A 17,059-nucleotide genomic window follows, 5' to 3' on the forward strand; every position below is an offset into this window, starting at 1 on the left:
AACGATGATGGCTCCTCGATAGTCACGCAGAGCCGGCTCACAGCAGGAATTTTTTCTCATCCGAAAGATATTGTACGCCCTGTGGACCGCTCTTTGCTAGCACCTTGAATTCCCTCAGGGATCGAAGCCCTGCGCCGCTGTGGATGGACTGTTGGTTCACTATCCACCCGAAAAGCGCCCCGTTGACTCACATTCCAGAAAGGAACAAATGTAGAACATACTCGCTTTTGAACGAGATGGAACCCTTGAATTGACGAAGGCCACAGAATGGCGCAGCCAGGCGCAAACCCTGTCATCACCGAGCTTACAGAGCCTATCGCGCGCCTTGAAGGTGTCCTAGTTCGCCGCAATCAGCTTCTGGCCTTCGATGTTCGCGAGATCCATGAACATCTGCCGGGAGGCGGGCTGTCTTTCGGATCCGTGCATGAGTTCGCCGGTGGTGGATCGGGAAGCGTCGACGGCGCGGCAGCCGCTTTGTTTGCCGCTGGAATAGCAGCGCGTACCAAGTGCCGGACCTCTTCCTTCCGGCTTTGGCTCAGGCTGGCTTTCAGCCGGCCGCGTCGTCTTCGTCGGGGCCGACAAGGAGGAAGACGTGCTTGCTTCCATGGAGGAGGCCCTATCGTTCGGCGGTCTCGGAGCGGTCGTCGCCGAACTTGTCCGACTGCCGATGACAGCCTCCCGCAGGCTGCAGCTTGCCGCCGAAAAAACGGGAACCATGGGTCTGGTCGTTCGACGCTGGCGGCGACAGACGGGGGCCTCCGACTTCGGCCAACCGTCCGCGGCAACGACCAGGTGGCGTGTGAGCGTCGTGCCGTCGGAGGAGCTTCCGTTCCGGGTGTGGGAAGGCCGAGATGGTTTCTGGAACTGATGCGGGTGAAAGCGGGTGAGTGCGCTGAGTTTTTCGTAGGAGCGTGTGATGTCCAGGGTCGTATCCATCTATCTGCCGGAGTTGGCGACGGATCGAATACGTCGCAACGACCCTTCTATTCCCGTTGAGCAACCCGTTGCCGTAATCGCAAAGAGCGGCCCAAAGCGATGGGTCTCGGCGGCCGACGCTGCAGCAAGGAAAGCGGGAGTCCGTGTTGGGATGGCGGCGGCAAAAGCCCAGGCCATATTCAGGGGCTTGATGCTGATCGACGCCGATCCGGCGGCCGACGCAACAGCTCTCGCAAGGATCACGCTTTGGGCACTCAGCCAGTATTCTCCAATCGTCGCTGTTGATGAGCCCGATGGCATTGTTATGGACACGGAAGGTGCTGACCATCTTCAGGGTGGGGAGCTGCCGATGTTGACCGGAATAGCCAACCGGTTCCATGGGAAAGGACTGACAGCGCGGGTTGCTGTGGCCGACACGTGGGGAGCGGCACATGCTTGTGCTCGCGCGATCCGAACGGGGACGGTCATAGTTCCGATTGGACAGACGGTCGGGGCCGTCGAACACCTTCCTCTTTCATTGCTCAGGCTTCCGGCCAAGATCGTTAGCGATCTCAATATTCTCGGTTTCAAGTCGATTGGGGAGTTATCAACAACACCCCGAGCACCGCTGACCCTTCGCTTCGGTCCGGAACTTGGACGTCGCCTGGATCAGATTTTTGGTCGGGTCGCCGAGCCGATTGATCCGATCCGGGTACCTGAGCTTATAGAGGTCAGCAGGGTCTTTGCCGAGCCGATCGGTGCCGCGGAAACCATTAACAAATATGTTGCTCGCCTCGTTGTGCAGCTCGTCGCCGAACTGGAGCGCAAGGGTCTTGGCGTGCGGCGAACCGATCTCATTGTTGAGAAAGTTGACGGTACGCGCCAGGCAATCCGTGCAGGAACCGCCAAACCTGCTCGCGACGTTGCCTGGCTGTCGAAGCTCTTTCGAGATCGTACTGAAAGAATCGAACCGGGGTTCGGAATCGAGAAGATGACATTGGCGGCGGTTATGACACAGCCGCTTGAAGGGGAGCAGCGAGCCTCTGACCTGATAGAGGAGCAGGACGATGACATCACGCCGCTAATCGACGTGTTTGGCAATAGAGGGCAACGGGTCTACCGGGTCGTGCCGGTCGCCTCAGATGTTCCCGAGCGCAGTGTACTGCGGATCGCGGCTGCCGCTCCAGATGTCGAGGAAACGTGGGCGCACCACTGGCCCCGGCCTGTGCGATTGCTCGCCCGCCCAGAGCAGATCGAAGTTATCGCACTCCTGCCTGATCATCCGCCTGCGAGTATCACTTGGCGTGGCAAACGACGAAAGGTCAAACGCGCTGATGGTCCTGAACGCGTTTTCGGCGAGTGGTGGAAGCGCGACAGTGAACTAGAGGCAGTGCGCGACTACTTTGTTGTCGAGGACGAAGGCGGCGAGCGTTTTTGGATATTCAGGTCGGGTGACGGGGTCGACTCCGAGACAGGATCCCATCGATGGTTCATGCACGGAATATTCGGATGAGATACGCCGAGCTCCAAGTCACGACCCATTTCAGTTTCTTGCGTGGCGCAAGCAGCGCCGACGAGCTGTTTGCCACCGCAAAGGCACTTGGCATCGAAGCGATCGGCGTTGCTGACCGCAACAGCCTTGCCGGGATTGTCCGGGCACTCGAGGCATCGCGCGCGACAGGCTTGCGCCTTGTTGTCGGATGTCGGCTCGATCTGCAGGACGGGATGTCGATCCTTGTCTATCCAACCAATCGCAACGCGTATTCGCGGCTGACCAGGCTGCTCACACTTGGCAAGAGCCGGGGCGGAAAGGGCAAGTGCATCCTGGGGCTCGATGATGTCGTTGCTTATTCAGAAGGACTTTTGGCCATTCTGTTACCCGATTTGCCGGACGCGAACTGCGCTGCCCAGCTTCGCAAGGTGGCAGAGGTATTCGGCAATCGGACCTATGTGTCTCTCTGCCTGAGGCGTCGACCGAACGACCAGATGCGGCTTCACGAGATTTCGAAGATGGCTGCGCGTCACCGTGTGAAAACCGTCGTCACCAATGATGTCCTGTTCCACGAGCCCGGCCGCCGCCAGTTGCAGGATGTCGTCACTTGCATTCGCAAAAACACCACGATCGATGAGGTCGGCTTCGAGCGCGAACGGCATGCTGACAGATACCTCAAGCCGCCCGAGGAGATGGAGCGACTGTTCCCACGCTACCGCGAGGCGCTGGCGCGGACGATGGAGATTGTCGAACGCTGCGGGTTTTCTCTTGAAGAGCTGAACTACCAATATCCCGAAGAAGCGGTCGTAATGGGCATGGACGCGCAGCAGTCGCTCGAGCATTACGTCCGCGAATGCATCCCAATCCGATATCCGGAAGGCTTGCCCCAGAAGGTCCTCAGGGCCATAAAACACGAACTGGACCTGATCCGCACGATGAAGTACGCGCCGTACTTTCTGACAGTGTTCAGCATCGTTCGTTTCGCGCGCTCAAAGGGTATTCTTTGCCAGGGCAGGGGATCGGCGGCAAATTCGGCCGTCTGCTACATTCTGGGGATCACCTCGATCGATCCCGAGACCAACGATCTCCTGTTCGAGCGTTTTGTGAGCCAGGAGCGCGACGAACCGCCAGATATCGACGTCGACTTCGAACACGAGCGCCGCGAGGAGATCATCCAGTGGATTTACACGACCTACGGTCACGACAAGGCGGCCCTCTGTTCGACCGTAACGCGGTACCGAGCCAAGGGCGCAATCCGCGACGTCGGCAAGGCGCTCGGGTTGCCGGAGGATATCATCAAGGCGCTATCGGCAGGCATGTGGTCTTGGTCGGATGAATTGGCAAGCGACCGGAGCCTGCGGGAACAGGGCCTTAATCCTGAGGACCGGCGACTTGCTCTGACGCTCAAGCTCGCCCAGCAACTGATGGGCGCGCCCCGTCATCTCGGTCAGCATCCGGGCGGCTTCGTGCTGACCCATGACCGACTCGACGATCTCGTTCCCATCGAGCCGGCATCCATGGCCGACCGTCAGGTGATCGAATGGGACAAGGACGACATCGAGGCTCTAAAGTTCATGAAAGTCGATGTTCTGGCGCTCGGCATGTTGACCTGCATGTCCAAGGCCTTCGATCTGCTTCGCGAGCACAAAGGCGAGGACCTCGACCTCGCGGGAATCCCCCAGGAAGACAAGGCCACCTATGCGATGATCCGCAAGGCGGACACACTCGGAACATTCCAGATCGAGTCACGTGCACAGATGGCCATGCTTCCGCGCATGAAGCCGAGGACCTTCTACGATCTTGTCATCCAAGTGGCTATCGTCCGCCCGGGTCCGATTCAGGGCGACATGGTCCATCCCTACCTCCGACGCCGGGAGGGCAAGGAGCCTGTCGAGTACCCGACACCGGAACTGGAAGCCGTTCTCGGAAAGACGCTGGGGGTGCCACTCTTCCAGGAGTCAGCCATGAAGGTGGCGATGGTCTGCGCTGGCTTTACCGGCGGCGAAGCCGACCAGCTTCGCAAGTCGATGGCCACATTCAAGTTCACCGGCGGCGTCAGTCGCTTCAAGGAGAAGCTGGTCTCGGGGATGATCAAGAACGGATACTCGGCCGAGTTTGCGGAGAAGACGTTCAGCCAGCTCGAAGGATTCGGTTCATACGGCTTCCCGGAAAGCCATGCTGCCTCCTTCGCGCTGATCGCCTATGCCTCGAACTATGTGAAGCGCCATTTCCCCGACGTCTTCTGCACCGCTCTGCTGAACTCGCAGCCGATGGGCTTCTACGCGCCTGCCCAGATCGTCCAGGATGCGCGTGCCCATGGAATTGAAGTCCGGCCCGTCTGCATCAACCAGTCGCGCTGGGATTGTACGCTCGAGCGTATCGAAAGAACCAATCGCCACGCGGTCCGCCTCGGAATGCGCTTGGTGAAGGGACTGGCCGTAGCCGATTCTGCCCGGATCGTCGCCGCCAGGATGAACGCATCCTTCGAAACGGTCGACGATGTTTGGCGGCGATCGCATGTCCCAACGGAAGCGCTTGTACAACTTGCCGAAGCCGATGCCTTCCTGCCGTCGCTGAAGCTCCAGCGCCGGGATGCGATCTGGGCCATCAAGGCCCTGCGTGACGAACCTCTTCCTCTGTTCGCCGCCGCTTCCGAACGTGAATCAGGTGCGATCACCGAGCAGCAGGAGCCTGAGGTCGCACTCCGACAGATGACCGCGGGTCATAACGTTGTCGCAGATTACAGTCATGTCGGACTAACACTGCGCGACCATCCGATTGCCTTCCTCAGAAAGGAGCTGGCGGCACGCCGCATCGTCACTTGTGCCGAAGCCATGAACGCTCGTGACGGTCGATGGTTGATGACGGCAGGTCTCGTCCTTGTAAGACAAAAGCCTGGCTCGGCGAAAGGCGTGATGTTCATCACCATCGAGGATGAGACTGGGCCGGCCAATCTCGTCGTCTGGCCAAGCCTGTTCGAACGCCGGCGTCGGATCGTCCTCGGATCGTCGATGATGGCGATAAACGGCCGCGTTCAGCGCGAGGGAGAGGTCGCACATCTTGTCGCGCAGCAGCTTTTCGACCTGTCCGGTGAATTAGGCGAGCTGACTGATCGCGATCTGGACTTCAAGTTGCCGACAGGTAGGGGCGATGAATTTGCGCATGGTTCGCCAGGCAGCCCAGACTCACGTGATACGGCGGCGGCCAAGCCGAGGGACATTTTCGTCCCGGACCTGCATATTGATACCTTGAGGGTGAAGGCGAGGAACTTTCATTGATGGCATGGCAGCGGGTTCGCGTGTCGCCCCTCACGCGGGTAGACCCGCAAGCCTCAATCCTTGGCGTAGCCGATCAACGTCCTTTTCTTCTCTGAGGTATGAGACATCTACAAGCCAGTTTACATAATCAACCGGACCCGCGGTCGCATCTCCGCACCATCGCCTGCTGACAGCATCGAGGAAGACCCGGCCGCATTTCTCTGCATCCTCGATCCGGTTGAGGTGAGCGTAGGCGGCCGCGCGCCACGCCATGTCTCGCGGCTCCCTTTCCGGCGTGGCGAATGTTCGCTGTTCGAGAAGAACCGCCGCCTCGGCGTATCGCTCCGTTTGGAAGAGGAGGCGGGATTTATAATAGTTGTACCAACTGGGATATAACGGGTTCAGTCGATACGCGATCTCCGCACCGGCCAAGCCCTCCTCAGCCCGCCCAATCGCTCCCTGCATCCATGCCCACATTATCAGGATGGTAGCATCGTTGGGGTTCATCGACTTCGCCAGCCCAAGATGATGTTCAGCTCGTTTGAAGTCTCGCCACGTCAAGCAAATGTATCCCAGTGTGGACTGAACCCGTGGATCGCTCGGATCGAGGGCAAAAGCCATCTCGGCTGAACGCAGTGCTTTGATCCTGTTCTCATCCTCTTGTCTTGGAATGCCAATAGCACCGTCCGACGCGCGGTTGAGGTATATGTAGGCGAGGCCTGTATGGGCTCTGGCAAAAGTCGGATCAATTTTAGCGGCACGCTCAAAAAGCGCCTCCGCGCGTTCCTGCGCTCCTGGCCTGAAGTCGTCAGAGAGGCGGTTGCCCTGCAGAAAGAGATCATATGCCCGCATGTCTTCCGGGCGACGGCGTCGTGACGTCAATTCGTTGTCGTCTATGACGCGTTGTGCGACCATGGCGACGATGCTCTGCGCAATCTCCTCCTGAGTGGAAAAAATATCGTCAAGGGATCGGTCATATCGATCTGCCCATAGGTGCGTCCCGCTCGCTGTCTCGACGAGCTGAACCGTAATTCGAACACGGTTACCAGCGCGCCTTACACTCCCTTCTACGACATAGCCCGCGCTGAGCGTCCTGCCGACCTCGCGCAAATCGAGCATTCGGCCGCGTAGCGCAAATGACGAGGTTCTCGCTATTACCATAAGCTCGCTGAACCGTGCCAATTCCGTAATGATGTCTTCAGTTATTCCGTCGCTGAAGTAAGCCTGCTCCGGATCACCGGACATGTTCTCAAATGGAAGTACGGCAATGGCAGGCCCGGTCGATTTTGGAGTTTCGGGTGAAGCGTAGGCAGACCCGCTGAGTGGTAAATGGTATGCCTTGATCGGCCGCGCGATGTTTTTGAGGTGCTGCTCACCAGCGTAGTCGAAATTCGCGTCAACCTTTCCAGCGAGCTGTTCGTAGGCTGCCCCCGAAATCAGAAGATCACCCGGCTGGCACAACTGCTCCAGTCGGGCCGCAACGTTGACACCATCCCCGAGCAGGTCGTCACCGTCCACCACGACATCACCGAGATTGATGCCTATGCGAAGGATGATCCTGTTTGCGGAACCGGCCGGCTCCTGTTCATTCGCCAATGTGTTCTGGATCGCGATTGCGCACGAGACAGCCTCAACCACCGAGCTGAACTCGGCGATCAGCCCATCGCCCATCAATTTGACCAGCCGGCCGGCATGTCTTGCAATCAGTGGACGAAACACCGAGGTCTGTAAATTTATCAGAACCGCAAGCGTATTGCGTTCATCGGCTTCGACAAGTCGTGAAAACCCGACGACATCGGCAACTAGGATTGCGGCTAGCCTTCGCTCCAAAGCTTCCCCTCCATTCCCCCGACAGTCGGCCCTGTCAGCTCCCGGCCGGATACCCGCATAGAAAAGCACAGGTCCAAGGCCGGGTTAAGCGAGAATTCCGATGCCGCTCGTTCGTGGCTAACGAGACTCATATTACGCCGAATGCTGCGACAATGCGCTTTTCGTTCCGCGAAGAAGCAGCGTCCCGGGTCACCGCGTTGACCCCATCAGTGGCGCAACGCTACGCGCGGCCTGGTAAGGTCATGGAGGCTGTCGTCAGAATTTTCTCTATAGATCCAACCGGGAGGATCGATCGGGACTTCGGCTATGGCCGCCGGTCGTGCAATGCAGGATTTGCAAAGCTCACCAATCTCAGACGCTGGGCTGAGCCTGCGTTAGGCATTTCTAAATAGAAGGCGACTAATGTATCCGCATGCGCGGCTTACTCTTCCTGTTCGGTATCCTGGCTTGCTCGTGGGCGATAGATCGGATCGCATTCGGGGGGCAATACAGTCATGCAGCTTGGCGTGAAGCGACAGACCAGGCCAATTTCTTTCGCCATCGCGTCGAATATTCGATTAAGGGCATCATACCCCTCTCTCGACGTTGATCGCCCCTCGAGTGAAAGCGGACAAGCCAAAGTGAACGTGTAGTTGCCCCGTGGACCTCTGTTCAAAGGAAAGCGGGCATGGTGACGACGAGGCGGGTTCGGGAGGAAGGAGCCCGACAGAAGAATCATAGGTAAGTACTATTTACGCTATTTTTCTGCACGCCAGACGCATATGGAATTTTATATGCTACATTATTTTATCAATACTTTAACTAAACTCTATTCAAACTGATTTTCATTGAAGCGGATAAAGACTCGAATGTTTGTATTGTCGGTAATTGACCGTGATGATCAACGTGATCTTCTGGTGGCAAGCCTCCACCTTAGAGGAAGGTATCTCTATGCCGACGCCTGCGGCGCCAGATATCGCTTTCGAATTCAGGACGTGATCAACCTTTCTCCAGTCAATGACCACATGATTTTTCCATCTATTCCTGCCGCTAGAAGCGCCGGTCTAAACTAGCGCCGCCTGCGACGGTTGTGTTCGAAGGGCAGGTGAATCGCCGTACGGATTGGGTCGTCAAGACTTTCGCACCTGACCTACTGGCGAAGGATTCGAGATAAATCGATCCGCATGCCCGCGCGGCCGAGTTCGTTTTCACCGGGTGGTTCGGACGAGCTCGATGAGGCGCTTTCGGGCTTTCCTGGATACCTCCCATTTGGATCGTCCAGTTCGCCTTGACCTGCGATCGATCCACTGGGATCTTCGGCCTGAAATACGCTTTGAGCCTCGAACTCGCCCGTTTTCCACGCATCGATGGCATCCTCGAACACTTGCGGGAAAACTTCAGCGCTTTCGGGGTTTCCGTACCATTTGCTGACAATGCGAAGAATCTTTGCGAACATTCTCGTTCCCAGGCGCAGGTTCACGCACGGATCGACAAGACCTGACGTCACTTCCGAAATGTCTTTTACGCCAACACCTGCAGGAAACTGCGTGAGGCCGACGCGCACGACTGAATGTCCGACATTCTGCTTGACGATTTCCATTGCTTCCTCGGGTGTTCCAGCCTTCGGCACGAGGACCAATCGCCCTCCCGCTCTCACGGTGACAGCAAGGGGATCGGAAGAGCCTGCGGCTTTGACGAACTGCTCGACGATCGCCGGCTTCAAGGAGGGATCGGCACATTTTGTTATGAGGGCAGGATCAAGCATGAAGGGCTCCCGGAACTACGTGTTGACAGAGAAGACAAGCGGCTTGTGGAAGAGACGCGACCAAGCCTCGACACTGGCACGCTGGATGGGCACGATAGACGTGCTGCCTGTCCACCAGCCGTTCCCAACGGCGACGATGATATCAGGGTCGTAAAGCATGGACTGAACGACCGGCCAGACGATGAGTTGCTCGTAGCAAATCACCGGCGCAACCCGTTTGCCTGCGATTTCGGCGACGGGATTGGAGAAGAAATACGCACGTGCGCCGCCGCCGCCATCAATCAGTGACTGCCAGGGCTGCCACATCGAACCGGGGACCGGCATACGCTCGCGGTAGATAATTCGCGCCCCGAACTCCGAAAGTTCCAAGAGCACATTGTCGTAACCGATCTCGTCGACCACGGATGCGCCTGCGACGACCGTCAACCCGCTTGCTCGCAATTCACGCAGCCATAGCCGTTCGACCGTTGGTGTCCAGAAGCCGATCGCACTCTCTGGCAACACAACCACGGCGCCTTTGCCGCGCCTTGCCGCCCGCGCCGTTGCAACAAGGCCACGCTGCCGTTCGAGATTGCTGGTTCTGCCGAGCGACGCTCCAAGTGTAAGCTCGACACCATACCACGAAGAGGGTAGGTGCTGCGTCGTCCACTGTGCGGCGGACCAGAGCCACAAGCCAATAATGGCTATGGCTGCAGCCGGCCGAAGCCTGGTCGTCATGATCAAGAGGCCGGCTGCCATTGTGCCAAGACCGACCCACCCCCAGCCGGGAAACAGAACTCCGGCGGCGGTGATCGGGTGAGCCCAGCCCAAAATTCCAAAGGGCGGCACTGCCATCAAAAACATGACCAAGAGATAACGGATTGCAAGACGCCATCCCGATCTCTCGGTCCACAGGACGGCGTGGACGCTGACGAAGGCCGCCGACGCTATCAACCAGAGCAACAGACCGGACAAGAGATTTGAACCATAGAAGGCGACTGCGCCATGCGGCAAACCTCGAGATGCCGCAAGGAAATAGGTCGCCGATGCCATGGCGGCACTTGGCCGGTTGCGCGCCACGGACCAGATAAACGGAAAGGCGGCAGACACAGGAAGGGTGAGGGGATTTCCGCACCAACCGATCCAGCCAGCCGCTAGTGCCGCGCCCAAGAGGACACTGTTGCGGACCAGTTCACGGCGCATAGGTGAGGACCGCCTTTGCCAGGCCGAGCACCCCGGAGGCAGGCACTGGACCAAAGTAGCGAGAGTCGAAGGACCCGATGAAACCAGAGTGAAGAAACACGTAGCCCGTCGGTACCGTTCCTCCGCTGAATCGCCTCAAGCTCCGACCTTTGCCGTCCAGCTGGGCCGGTGCGGAATGCGGCAATGCAAGGCCGTCGATCCTAACCAAGCGGTCAATTTCGATCCTTTGTGATGACATCGCAGCGATGGTTTTGATGAGCGGCGCATAGCCACCGGGACAGATCCCCGATCGAAGGTAACCGCGGTCAAACGCTTCTCGCATGGTGGGCGTCGGCGGCGGACAGACAAAGACCAGATCGCCAATCTTGTAGGGTCCTTCCGGCATTTGAATTCGCCAGATCCCGAGAGGTTCGCTCGGCGTTAGATTGATCCGATACCCAAGCGCGCCTCCGGTCACGATGAGAGCTAAGAGAGCTGCGATAAGTGCGACAGGCAGACTCACGCGACGCCAAATTCGCGATGTTTGCCGGCGCTGATCGTGCAAAAAGGTCATTTCAGTGAAAGCCCCTTCCTGATCGTTTGCCGCAAGGCCTCGGACTGCTTCAGAGAGGATGTCGACCGCTCTTGGGCGGACAATTGCTGAGCCGCGCGCAGAAAATTCCAGGCCGTCTTCATTTCTGCCTTCTGCAGAGAGTTCATCCCGGTCGTGAGGGATCGATAGGTTTGCCCGCTCGAGTCCCTTGCCGAAATCCCTAGGAAAGTCCGTTCCCCGAAGCGCTCCGCAACAGCCTTTGCAAACCCCTCAAGCTCCAGCCTCACCCTCTCGTCGGCGAGCCCGTGCTCGAGGACTGCGTGCAAGTCACTGCGGTCGATCGAATCGCGAACCTGCTCGAGCGCCGATCTGGCGTTCGGAGAAAGAGCGGGAATATTGATCGCGCTCTTCTGGCGGGCGGCGCACTCCTCTGTCTCATACTCTCGTTTTGCATTGGCGCGAATTTCAAGATAGCGGCCCAGACTGCGCGCCAGCGCAGTGACATTGACGACCGCCGTGTCCCGATCTTGCTCGTCGGATTTGCTGGCGAACAAACCCGTCTTGCCTTTGAGGGCACCGAAGCTACTCGGCTCTTCGGCGATCTTGAGCAGTGTCGCTGACGCCCTCGTCCGGTCAGCCAGCATCGCAGCGACATCGATGGCCTTGAATGCGGCCTCAGGTTGGGCATAGACGAGGTGGAACCGAACGAAGACATCTTCCCATAGCTTTTTTAAACCCGGGTCGGCCGCGAGCCTGTCCTCGACGACCTGCCCGATCGACCTCGAAAAAGTGGTGATCCCGGAAACCATGGGCTCTGCCTCCTTGATTGCGTGGTATTTCATCGCCGGCCCGACCAGGCCGAGTCGGGATCCGACAGCGGCCAGGCGCGACGCGAGCGTGATGAGGTTGTGCTTCTGCCTGACTGTCCAAGCGAGCCGGTCACGAACAAGCGTTCGGGCGACATTGACGGCATGAAGACCGCGTGCGTCAGCAAAGCGGAGCGCCTGTCGGTAGGGGCTGCCTTGCGCATAGTCGAGCGTCGTTTCCTTGACGTTCGTGCGAGACAGCAATTCGATGAGGCCTCCAGCCTTTGTGAAGGACCGGCGGCCATAATAGACGCTGAGATCCTCGCGGTGGCGGGTCATGGCGACATAGGTGAGGTGACGGTCGAGGGAAAGAGATGCAAGCAACTTCACTCGATCGACAGTAGCGCCCTGGGCTTTGTGCACTGTAGTGGCATAGCCGTAGTCGACATTATTGTAGAAGCGCTGCTCGACCGCGACATGGCGGCGACGCTCGCCTTCGCCGATGACGGCAACAATGCGGCCGGGCCCCGCTTCAACGACCTTGGCAAGCATGCCGTTCTTGACACCAAGTGATCCCTCATTTTTGAGGAAAACGATCTGGTCGCCGGCCGCGAAGTTGCGATCTCCATCGGCTGTCTTGAAGGTAGACCCACCATCGATGACGCCCCGCTCAATGAGCTTGGCACGCGCCAGCTCGTTCAGCGTCCGGACATCACGACGCAAATGAGCAAGGATCAGGGAAGACCCGGCTGGATCATAGTCGCGGCTCCAATCCGCAATGAGGTTTGAGACCGCTTCAATCTTCAGCTCGGCGCTGATCATCCTTCCATTCGACCGATAGGCTTCGACCGCCTTGCCGATGTTGCCATGCGCAAGATCGCGCGAGGCGTCACGCATCCATTGTTTGCGTTGGCGATATATCGTGTCGAGTTCGGCATAGCCGATACGATTGGCAATCGCTCGGAAGGCAGCGCCCGCCTCGATCGGCTGCAACTGTTCCGGATCGCCGACGAGAACGAGTTTGGCGCCGGCTTTGGTGACTGTTTCAACGAACAGCGCCATCTGCCGCGACGAGACCATGCCCGCCTCATCGAGAACGAAAATCGTCTTGTCGTCGAGCTGATCGCGGCCCTGGCTCCAACGGAGCCCCCACGACGAAAGCGTGCGGGAGATGATGCCTGCTTCCTTCTCGAGACCTTCCGCTGCCTTGCCGGCAAGGGCACCGCCAACGACGCGATATCCGGCTGCTTCCCATGCCTGTCGAGCGGCCCTCATCATTGTGGTCTTGCCAGCACCGGCCCGACCGATCACTGCCGCGATACCTTCGCCACCGGCGACATGTTCGATTGCGCTCGTCTGTTCATCGGACAGGCGATCATTGCGTGCAAAGGTCGCGCCGAGCACTGTCTTTTGAACCTTGTGCGACGATCGCTTCGACAACCAGATTGCTCGATTGACCATTTCGGCTTCCAGCCGGATCAACTCACGGGTTGTGTACTTGTCCGGGGTGCATTGACCTGTGGCGAAGTCGATCCTCTCCCGATCGAGACGCAGGGTCGCGGGGCTCTGCAGGATGCGCGCAAGAAGGCTTTGGAAAAGGATTGCGTCGTCGATATAGCGATGCAGGAACTTGGCGACATCGCGCTCATCGAAGACGCTCTTTTCCCGCGCAATCAGGTCAAGTACGATCCCCGGATTGCGCTGAATTCGTCGCGCATTCTCGGCCCGGCGCTCATCTTGCAATTCCAGCCGCTCGAGCGAGACCTGTTCGCCCGAGCCTTCCGCCTTCCGTTCGATTGCCTTGGCGCCGACGCCGAGATGGATGGTCGGGGTCAGCTCGATACCCTGCTTTTCGAAGGAACGGCCATCGATGCGGATGTCGAGACCTGCAACTGCCAGATGCCGATTCTGGCAGGCAAACCAGCCGTCGCGAAAGACATTGAAATCATCCAGTCTTCCAGCCCAAAGCTCATAGACGATCTTGCCGCTGTCGTTGCGGAGCGGATTGCCGTCCGCTCCGAGCACGGGCACTTTCTTGGCACCGAAACCGTCTTCCGTCAGCGGGCGCAATGTGGTCATCAAATGGACATGCGGATTGCCAGGCGCATCGTGGAAGACCCAATCGGCCACCATGCCCTTGTCGATGACATGCCTTTCGACAAAATCGCGGACAAGCTCGATATTCTGCTTAGCCGAGAGTTCGATCGGCAAGGCGATCGTCACGTCCTTGGCAAGCTGTGCGTCAGAGCGCTTCTCGAAATCCTCGACCTTGTTCCAGAAGGCTTCCGACGCAGATGAAACCGAGCGGTCGGCAATGATTTCGCGTAACCACCCCGGCGCGTCGACTGGAATGACAAACTCCTCATGAAGCAAACCCTGCTTCCGGCTGTAGTCGATCGTCCGGGCTTCCCGCTCATATTCCATCTTGGTGCAATGGCGGTAGGCAGCCGACAGCACTGCGCTGCGGCCGGACCCGCGGGCAACGATCGTGACTGAAAAATGCGGGACGGTCACTGTGAAACCAGCTCGTTCGAGCAATCGAATTCAATAAGCTCGTCAGGAGCGGCGGCCCGAAAAGGCCAAGCGCAGAGCGTCGCGTCAGCGACGTATAATTGCGCCCTTCGGATCCGCTCCTTCGGAACGGTCGGGATCATGCTCAAAGGTGTTGGCTGCGCCAACTCGCATTTCTGTCAGTAGATCATCTCGCCAATCTGCGGGACCTTCCTGCTTGAGGAAGTCGAAACCGTATGAAAGGCCGACCGGGAATGAAGAAACCGTCTGCAAGAATTCGCGAAGAAATCGTCCGTCTCCAGGAGCAGTTGAAGCAAACCGAAACGCGGGAGGCCGAGCGCATTGGTCGCGTCGCTCTCAAGGCTGGGCTAGGCGACATGGAAATCGAGGAATCTGATCTTCAGACGGCATTCGAAAGTCTCGTCAAACGATTTTGCGGGACGAGACCTGCGTCGACAGAAAAGGACAAAGGCGGGGCAAGCAGAACCCCGCAAAGCGCGTCGAACCGCGCTGGAGCAGATCAAGTCAGCACTGGCGAGGATTGATCGGATGCAGCGCGCAAGAAACTCGCAAGCGCGGAAGAAGGATACACGCGACAAGATCGAACTCGGGGGCCTGATTGTCAAGGCGGGCCTCCGCTACGAGAAGCGCGCACTTCTTCTCGGCGCTCTGATCGATCTCAATCGCCGTCTCGGGATCGACGATGGCGAGCGAGCGCGACTGATGGCCATCGGCAACGAGGCATTCCGCCATGACAGCAAATAGGGTGGTGCTCCTTTTCATACCGATCATATTGATGATTGGTGTTACCGTTGGCACCACTGGCATCGAGCAATGGCTGGCAACGTTCGGCAACACCGATGCGGCCAAGGCCGCGCTCAAGCATCTAGGCATTGCCGCGCCCTTCGTCGCAAGCGGAGGCGCCGGGGTGATCGTGCTCTTCGCCGCGGGCGGCTCGATCAACATTCGTTCTGCTGCCTGGGGCGTCGTTGCCGGGGCCGCCGCCACATTCCTGATGGCGTTTCCCCGCGAGGTGATTCTCCTTTCTGTTCTTGCAAGGCAATTGCCCAGAGGCAGCAGCATGGTTGCCGATCTTGAGACTGGGACGATAGCTGGGGCGGTGACTGCACTGATGACTGGATGTTTTGCGCTGCGGGTTGCGCTTCTCGGAAATGCGGCATTCCCGCGCGCCGAGCCAAGGCGTGTTATGGGCAAACGCGCCCTCCATGGGGAGGCCGACTGGATGACGATGCAGGAGGCGGCACAGCTTTTCCCGAATAGCGGGGGCATCGTGATTGGAGAGTGTTACCGCGTCGATCGTGACGACGTTGCTTCACATCCATTTCGGGTTGACGATCCTGAGACCTGGGGCGTTGGCGGCAAGTCGCCGCTGCTCTGCTTCGATGGATCTTTCGGATCTTCCCACGGCATCGCCTTTGCAGGGTCCGGTGGTTTTAAGACGACCTCAATCACCATTCCAACCGCGCTCAAATGGGGCGGAGCGCTTGTCGTGCTTGATTCATCGAACGAGGTTGCGCCTATCGTGATCGAACATCGTCGAAAGGCTGGCAGGGACATTCTTGTCCTCGATCCAAAGCACCCAGACATCGGGATCAATGTCCTCGACTGGATCGGACGTTTCGGTGGCACCAAAGAGGAAGACGTAGCCTCGGTCGCATCTTGGATCATGAGCGAAAATGGGCGAGCACAGGGCGTGCGCGATGACTTCTTTCGTGCTTCGGCACTTCAGCTCCTCACCGCAATCATTGCCGATGTCTGCCTGTCCGGCCATACGAAGAGCGAAGAACAGACCCTTCGCCAGGTACGCAGCAACTTAGCGGAACCGGAGCCGAAACTGCGCCAGCGATTGCAGGAGATTCACGACAACTCCAAATCCGATTTCGTGAAGGAGAATGTGGCCTCTTTCGTGAACATGACACCGGAAACCTTCAGCGGTGTCTATGCGAATGCAATCAAGGAGACGCATTGGCTTTCCTACCCAAACTACGCTGCGCTGGTATCCGGATCGAGCTTTATGACAGATGCGATTGCCGACGGCGACACGGACGTTTTCATCAACATCAATCTCAAGACGCTCGAAATGCATTCCGGGCTGGCGCGCGTCATCATCGGCACGTTCCTGAACGCCATCTACAATCGGGATGGCAGGATGAATACGCGCGCGCTTTTCCTTCTTGATGAAGTGGCACGCCTTGGGTACATGCGAATTCTGGAGACGGCGCGAGACGCTGGTCGCAAGTACGGCATCACCCTGATGATGATCTACCAATCGATTGGTCAGATGCGTGAAACCTACGGTGGCCGTGATGCATCAAGCAAGTGGTTTGAGAGCGCAAGTTGGCTTTCCTTTGCGGCGATTAATGATCCTGAAACGGCGGATTACATCTCACATCGCTGCGGCATGACCACGGTAGAGATCGATCAAGTCAGCTTGACCTCCCAGTCGCGCGGATCATCGCGCACGCGATCGAAGCAACTGGCGCCGAGGCCACTGATTCAGCCGCACGAAGTTCTTTGCATGCGAGCCGACGAGCAGATCATCTTTACCACCGGCAAGCCACCGCTTCGCTGCGGCCGCGCCATCTGGTTCCGACGTGAGGACATGCGGCAATGCGTTCGGGCGAGCCGCTTTTCAGTCTCGTCGGGCGGACCCTGAATGTGAGCTCGAACTAGCCCGCGTCGCATTGCGACATCACTGAAATGAATCAGTGAGCCGGAACCGATTCAAAACTGTCGTTGGACCCGGAATCTCCAAAGCGCGATTCTGTG

The 17,059-nt window shown here is 58.3% G+C and carries 10 protein-coding genes and 1 pseudogene; 6 read left to right on the plus strand and 5 right to left on the minus strand.

Annotated elements, in window-relative coordinates; all coding sequences use genetic code 11:
* Positions 1 to 267 precede the first annotated feature (267 nt).
* From AF71_RS08195 to AF71_RS08205, 3 genes and pseudogenes are all read left to right on the plus strand, one after another.
* Positions 268 to 996: pseudogene (locus AF71_RS08195) on the plus strand (ImuA family protein).
* Positions 917 to 2,428, plus strand: a complete 1,512-nt coding sequence (locus AF71_RS08200) for a DNA polymerase Y family protein (protein ID WP_169680875.1) — start codon at positions 917 to 919, stop codon at positions 2,426 to 2,428. Before AF71_RS08195 ends, AF71_RS08200 begins: the two are co-directional and overlap by 80 nt.
* Positions 2,425 to 5,685: an error-prone DNA polymerase gene (locus AF71_RS08205; protein WP_169680877.1), complete on the plus strand. Its 3,261-nt coding sequence runs from the start codon at positions 2,425 to 2,427 to the stop codon at positions 5,683 to 5,685. The genes AF71_RS08200 and AF71_RS08205 overlap by 4 nt, the downstream gene beginning before the upstream one ends.
* 30 nt (positions 5,686 to 5,715) lie before the next feature.
* Here the strand turns inward: AF71_RS08205 and AF71_RS08210 are convergent, their stop codons facing one another.
* The 5 genes from AF71_RS08210 to traA form a co-directional block, all read right to left on the minus strand.
* Positions 5,716 to 7,494, minus strand: coding sequence for an adenylate/guanylate cyclase domain-containing protein (locus AF71_RS08210; RefSeq protein ID WP_169680879.1), 1,779 nt, complete (start codon positions 7,492 to 7,494; stop codon positions 5,716 to 5,718).
* Positions 7,495 to 8,623: 1,129 nt separating this feature from the next.
* Complete coding sequence (locus AF71_RS08215; protein WP_169680881.1) at positions 8,624 to 9,238, minus strand: TraH family protein; 615 nt, start codon at positions 9,236 to 9,238, stop codon at positions 8,624 to 8,626.
* Between the two features lie 15 nt (positions 9,239 to 9,253).
* Entirely contained in the window at positions 9,254 to 10,420 is a 1,167-nt protein-coding gene (locus AF71_RS08220; RefSeq protein WP_169680883.1) for a conjugal transfer protein TraB, read from the minus strand.
* On the minus strand, positions 10,410 to 10,973 hold the full coding sequence (gene traF / locus AF71_RS08225) for a conjugative transfer signal peptidase TraF (RefSeq protein WP_169680885.1): 564 nt from the start codon (positions 10,971 to 10,973) through the stop codon (positions 10,410 to 10,412). The genes AF71_RS08220 and traF overlap by 11 nt, the downstream gene beginning before the upstream one ends.
* On the minus strand, positions 10,970 to 14,272 hold the full coding sequence (gene traA / locus AF71_RS08230; protein WP_169680887.1) for a Ti-type conjugative transfer relaxase TraA: 3,303 nt from the start codon (positions 14,270 to 14,272) through the stop codon (positions 10,970 to 10,972). The genes traF and traA overlap by 4 nt, the downstream gene beginning before the upstream one ends.
* 251 nt (positions 14,273 to 14,523) lie before the next feature.
* On the opposite strand from traA, the gene traC reads away from it, so the two are divergent.
* From traC to traG, 3 genes are read left to right on the plus strand one after another with little or no spacing between them, the layout of a single operon-like run.
* Positions 14,524 to 14,814, plus strand: coding sequence for a conjugal transfer protein TraC (gene traC / locus AF71_RS08235; RefSeq protein WP_169680889.1), 291 nt, complete (start codon positions 14,524 to 14,526; stop codon positions 14,812 to 14,814).
* Between the two features lie 4 nt (positions 14,815 to 14,818).
* Positions 14,819 to 15,034: a type IV conjugative transfer system coupling protein TraD gene (locus tag AF71_RS08240; protein ID WP_018860152.1), complete on the plus strand. Its 216-nt coding sequence runs from the start codon at positions 14,819 to 14,821 to the stop codon at positions 15,032 to 15,034.
* Positions 15,021 to 16,946, plus strand: a complete 1,926-nt coding sequence (traG, locus tag AF71_RS08245) for a Ti-type conjugative transfer system protein TraG (RefSeq protein ID WP_169680891.1) — start codon at positions 15,021 to 15,023, stop codon at positions 16,944 to 16,946. Before AF71_RS08240 ends, traG begins: the two co-directional genes overlap by 14 nt.
* Positions 16,947 to 17,059: the final 113 nt, after the last annotated feature.

Source organism: Rhizobium sp. 57MFTsu3.2, from assembly GCF_012932765.1.
Lineage (GTDB): Bacteria > Pseudomonadota > Alphaproteobacteria > Rhizobiales > Rhizobiaceae > Rhizobium > Rhizobium altiplani.

Excerpts from the sequence above, each read along its gene's own strand:
- AF71_RS08215 (WP_169680881.1), bottom strand. The coding sequence starts at position 9,238 with ATGCTTGATCCTGCCCTCATAACAAAATGTGCCGATCCCTCCTTGAAG.
- AF71_RS08240 (WP_018860152.1), top strand. The coding sequence starts at position 14,819 with ATGCAGCGCGCAAGAAACTCGCAAGCGCGGAAGAAGGATACACGCGAC.
- AF71_RS08205 (WP_169680877.1), top strand. The coding sequence starts at position 2,425 with ATGAGATACGCCGAGCTCCAAGTCACGACCCATTTCAGTTTCTTGCGT.
- AF71_RS08220 (WP_169680883.1), bottom strand. The coding sequence starts at position 10,420 with ATGCGCCGTGAACTGGTCCGCAACAGTGTCCTCTTGGGCGCGGCACTA.
- traF (WP_169680885.1), bottom strand. The coding sequence starts at position 10,973 with ATGACCTTTTTGCACGATCAGCGCCGGCAAACATCGCGAATTTGGCGT.
- AF71_RS08200 (WP_169680875.1), top strand. The coding sequence starts at position 917 with ATGTCCAGGGTCGTATCCATCTATCTGCCGGAGTTGGCGACGGATCGA.
- traC (WP_169680889.1), top strand. The coding sequence starts at position 14,524 with ATGAAGAAACCGTCTGCAAGAATTCGCGAAGAAATCGTCCGTCTCCAG.
- traG (WP_169680891.1), top strand. The coding sequence starts at position 15,021 with ATGACAGCAAATAGGGTGGTGCTCCTTTTCATACCGATCATATTGATG.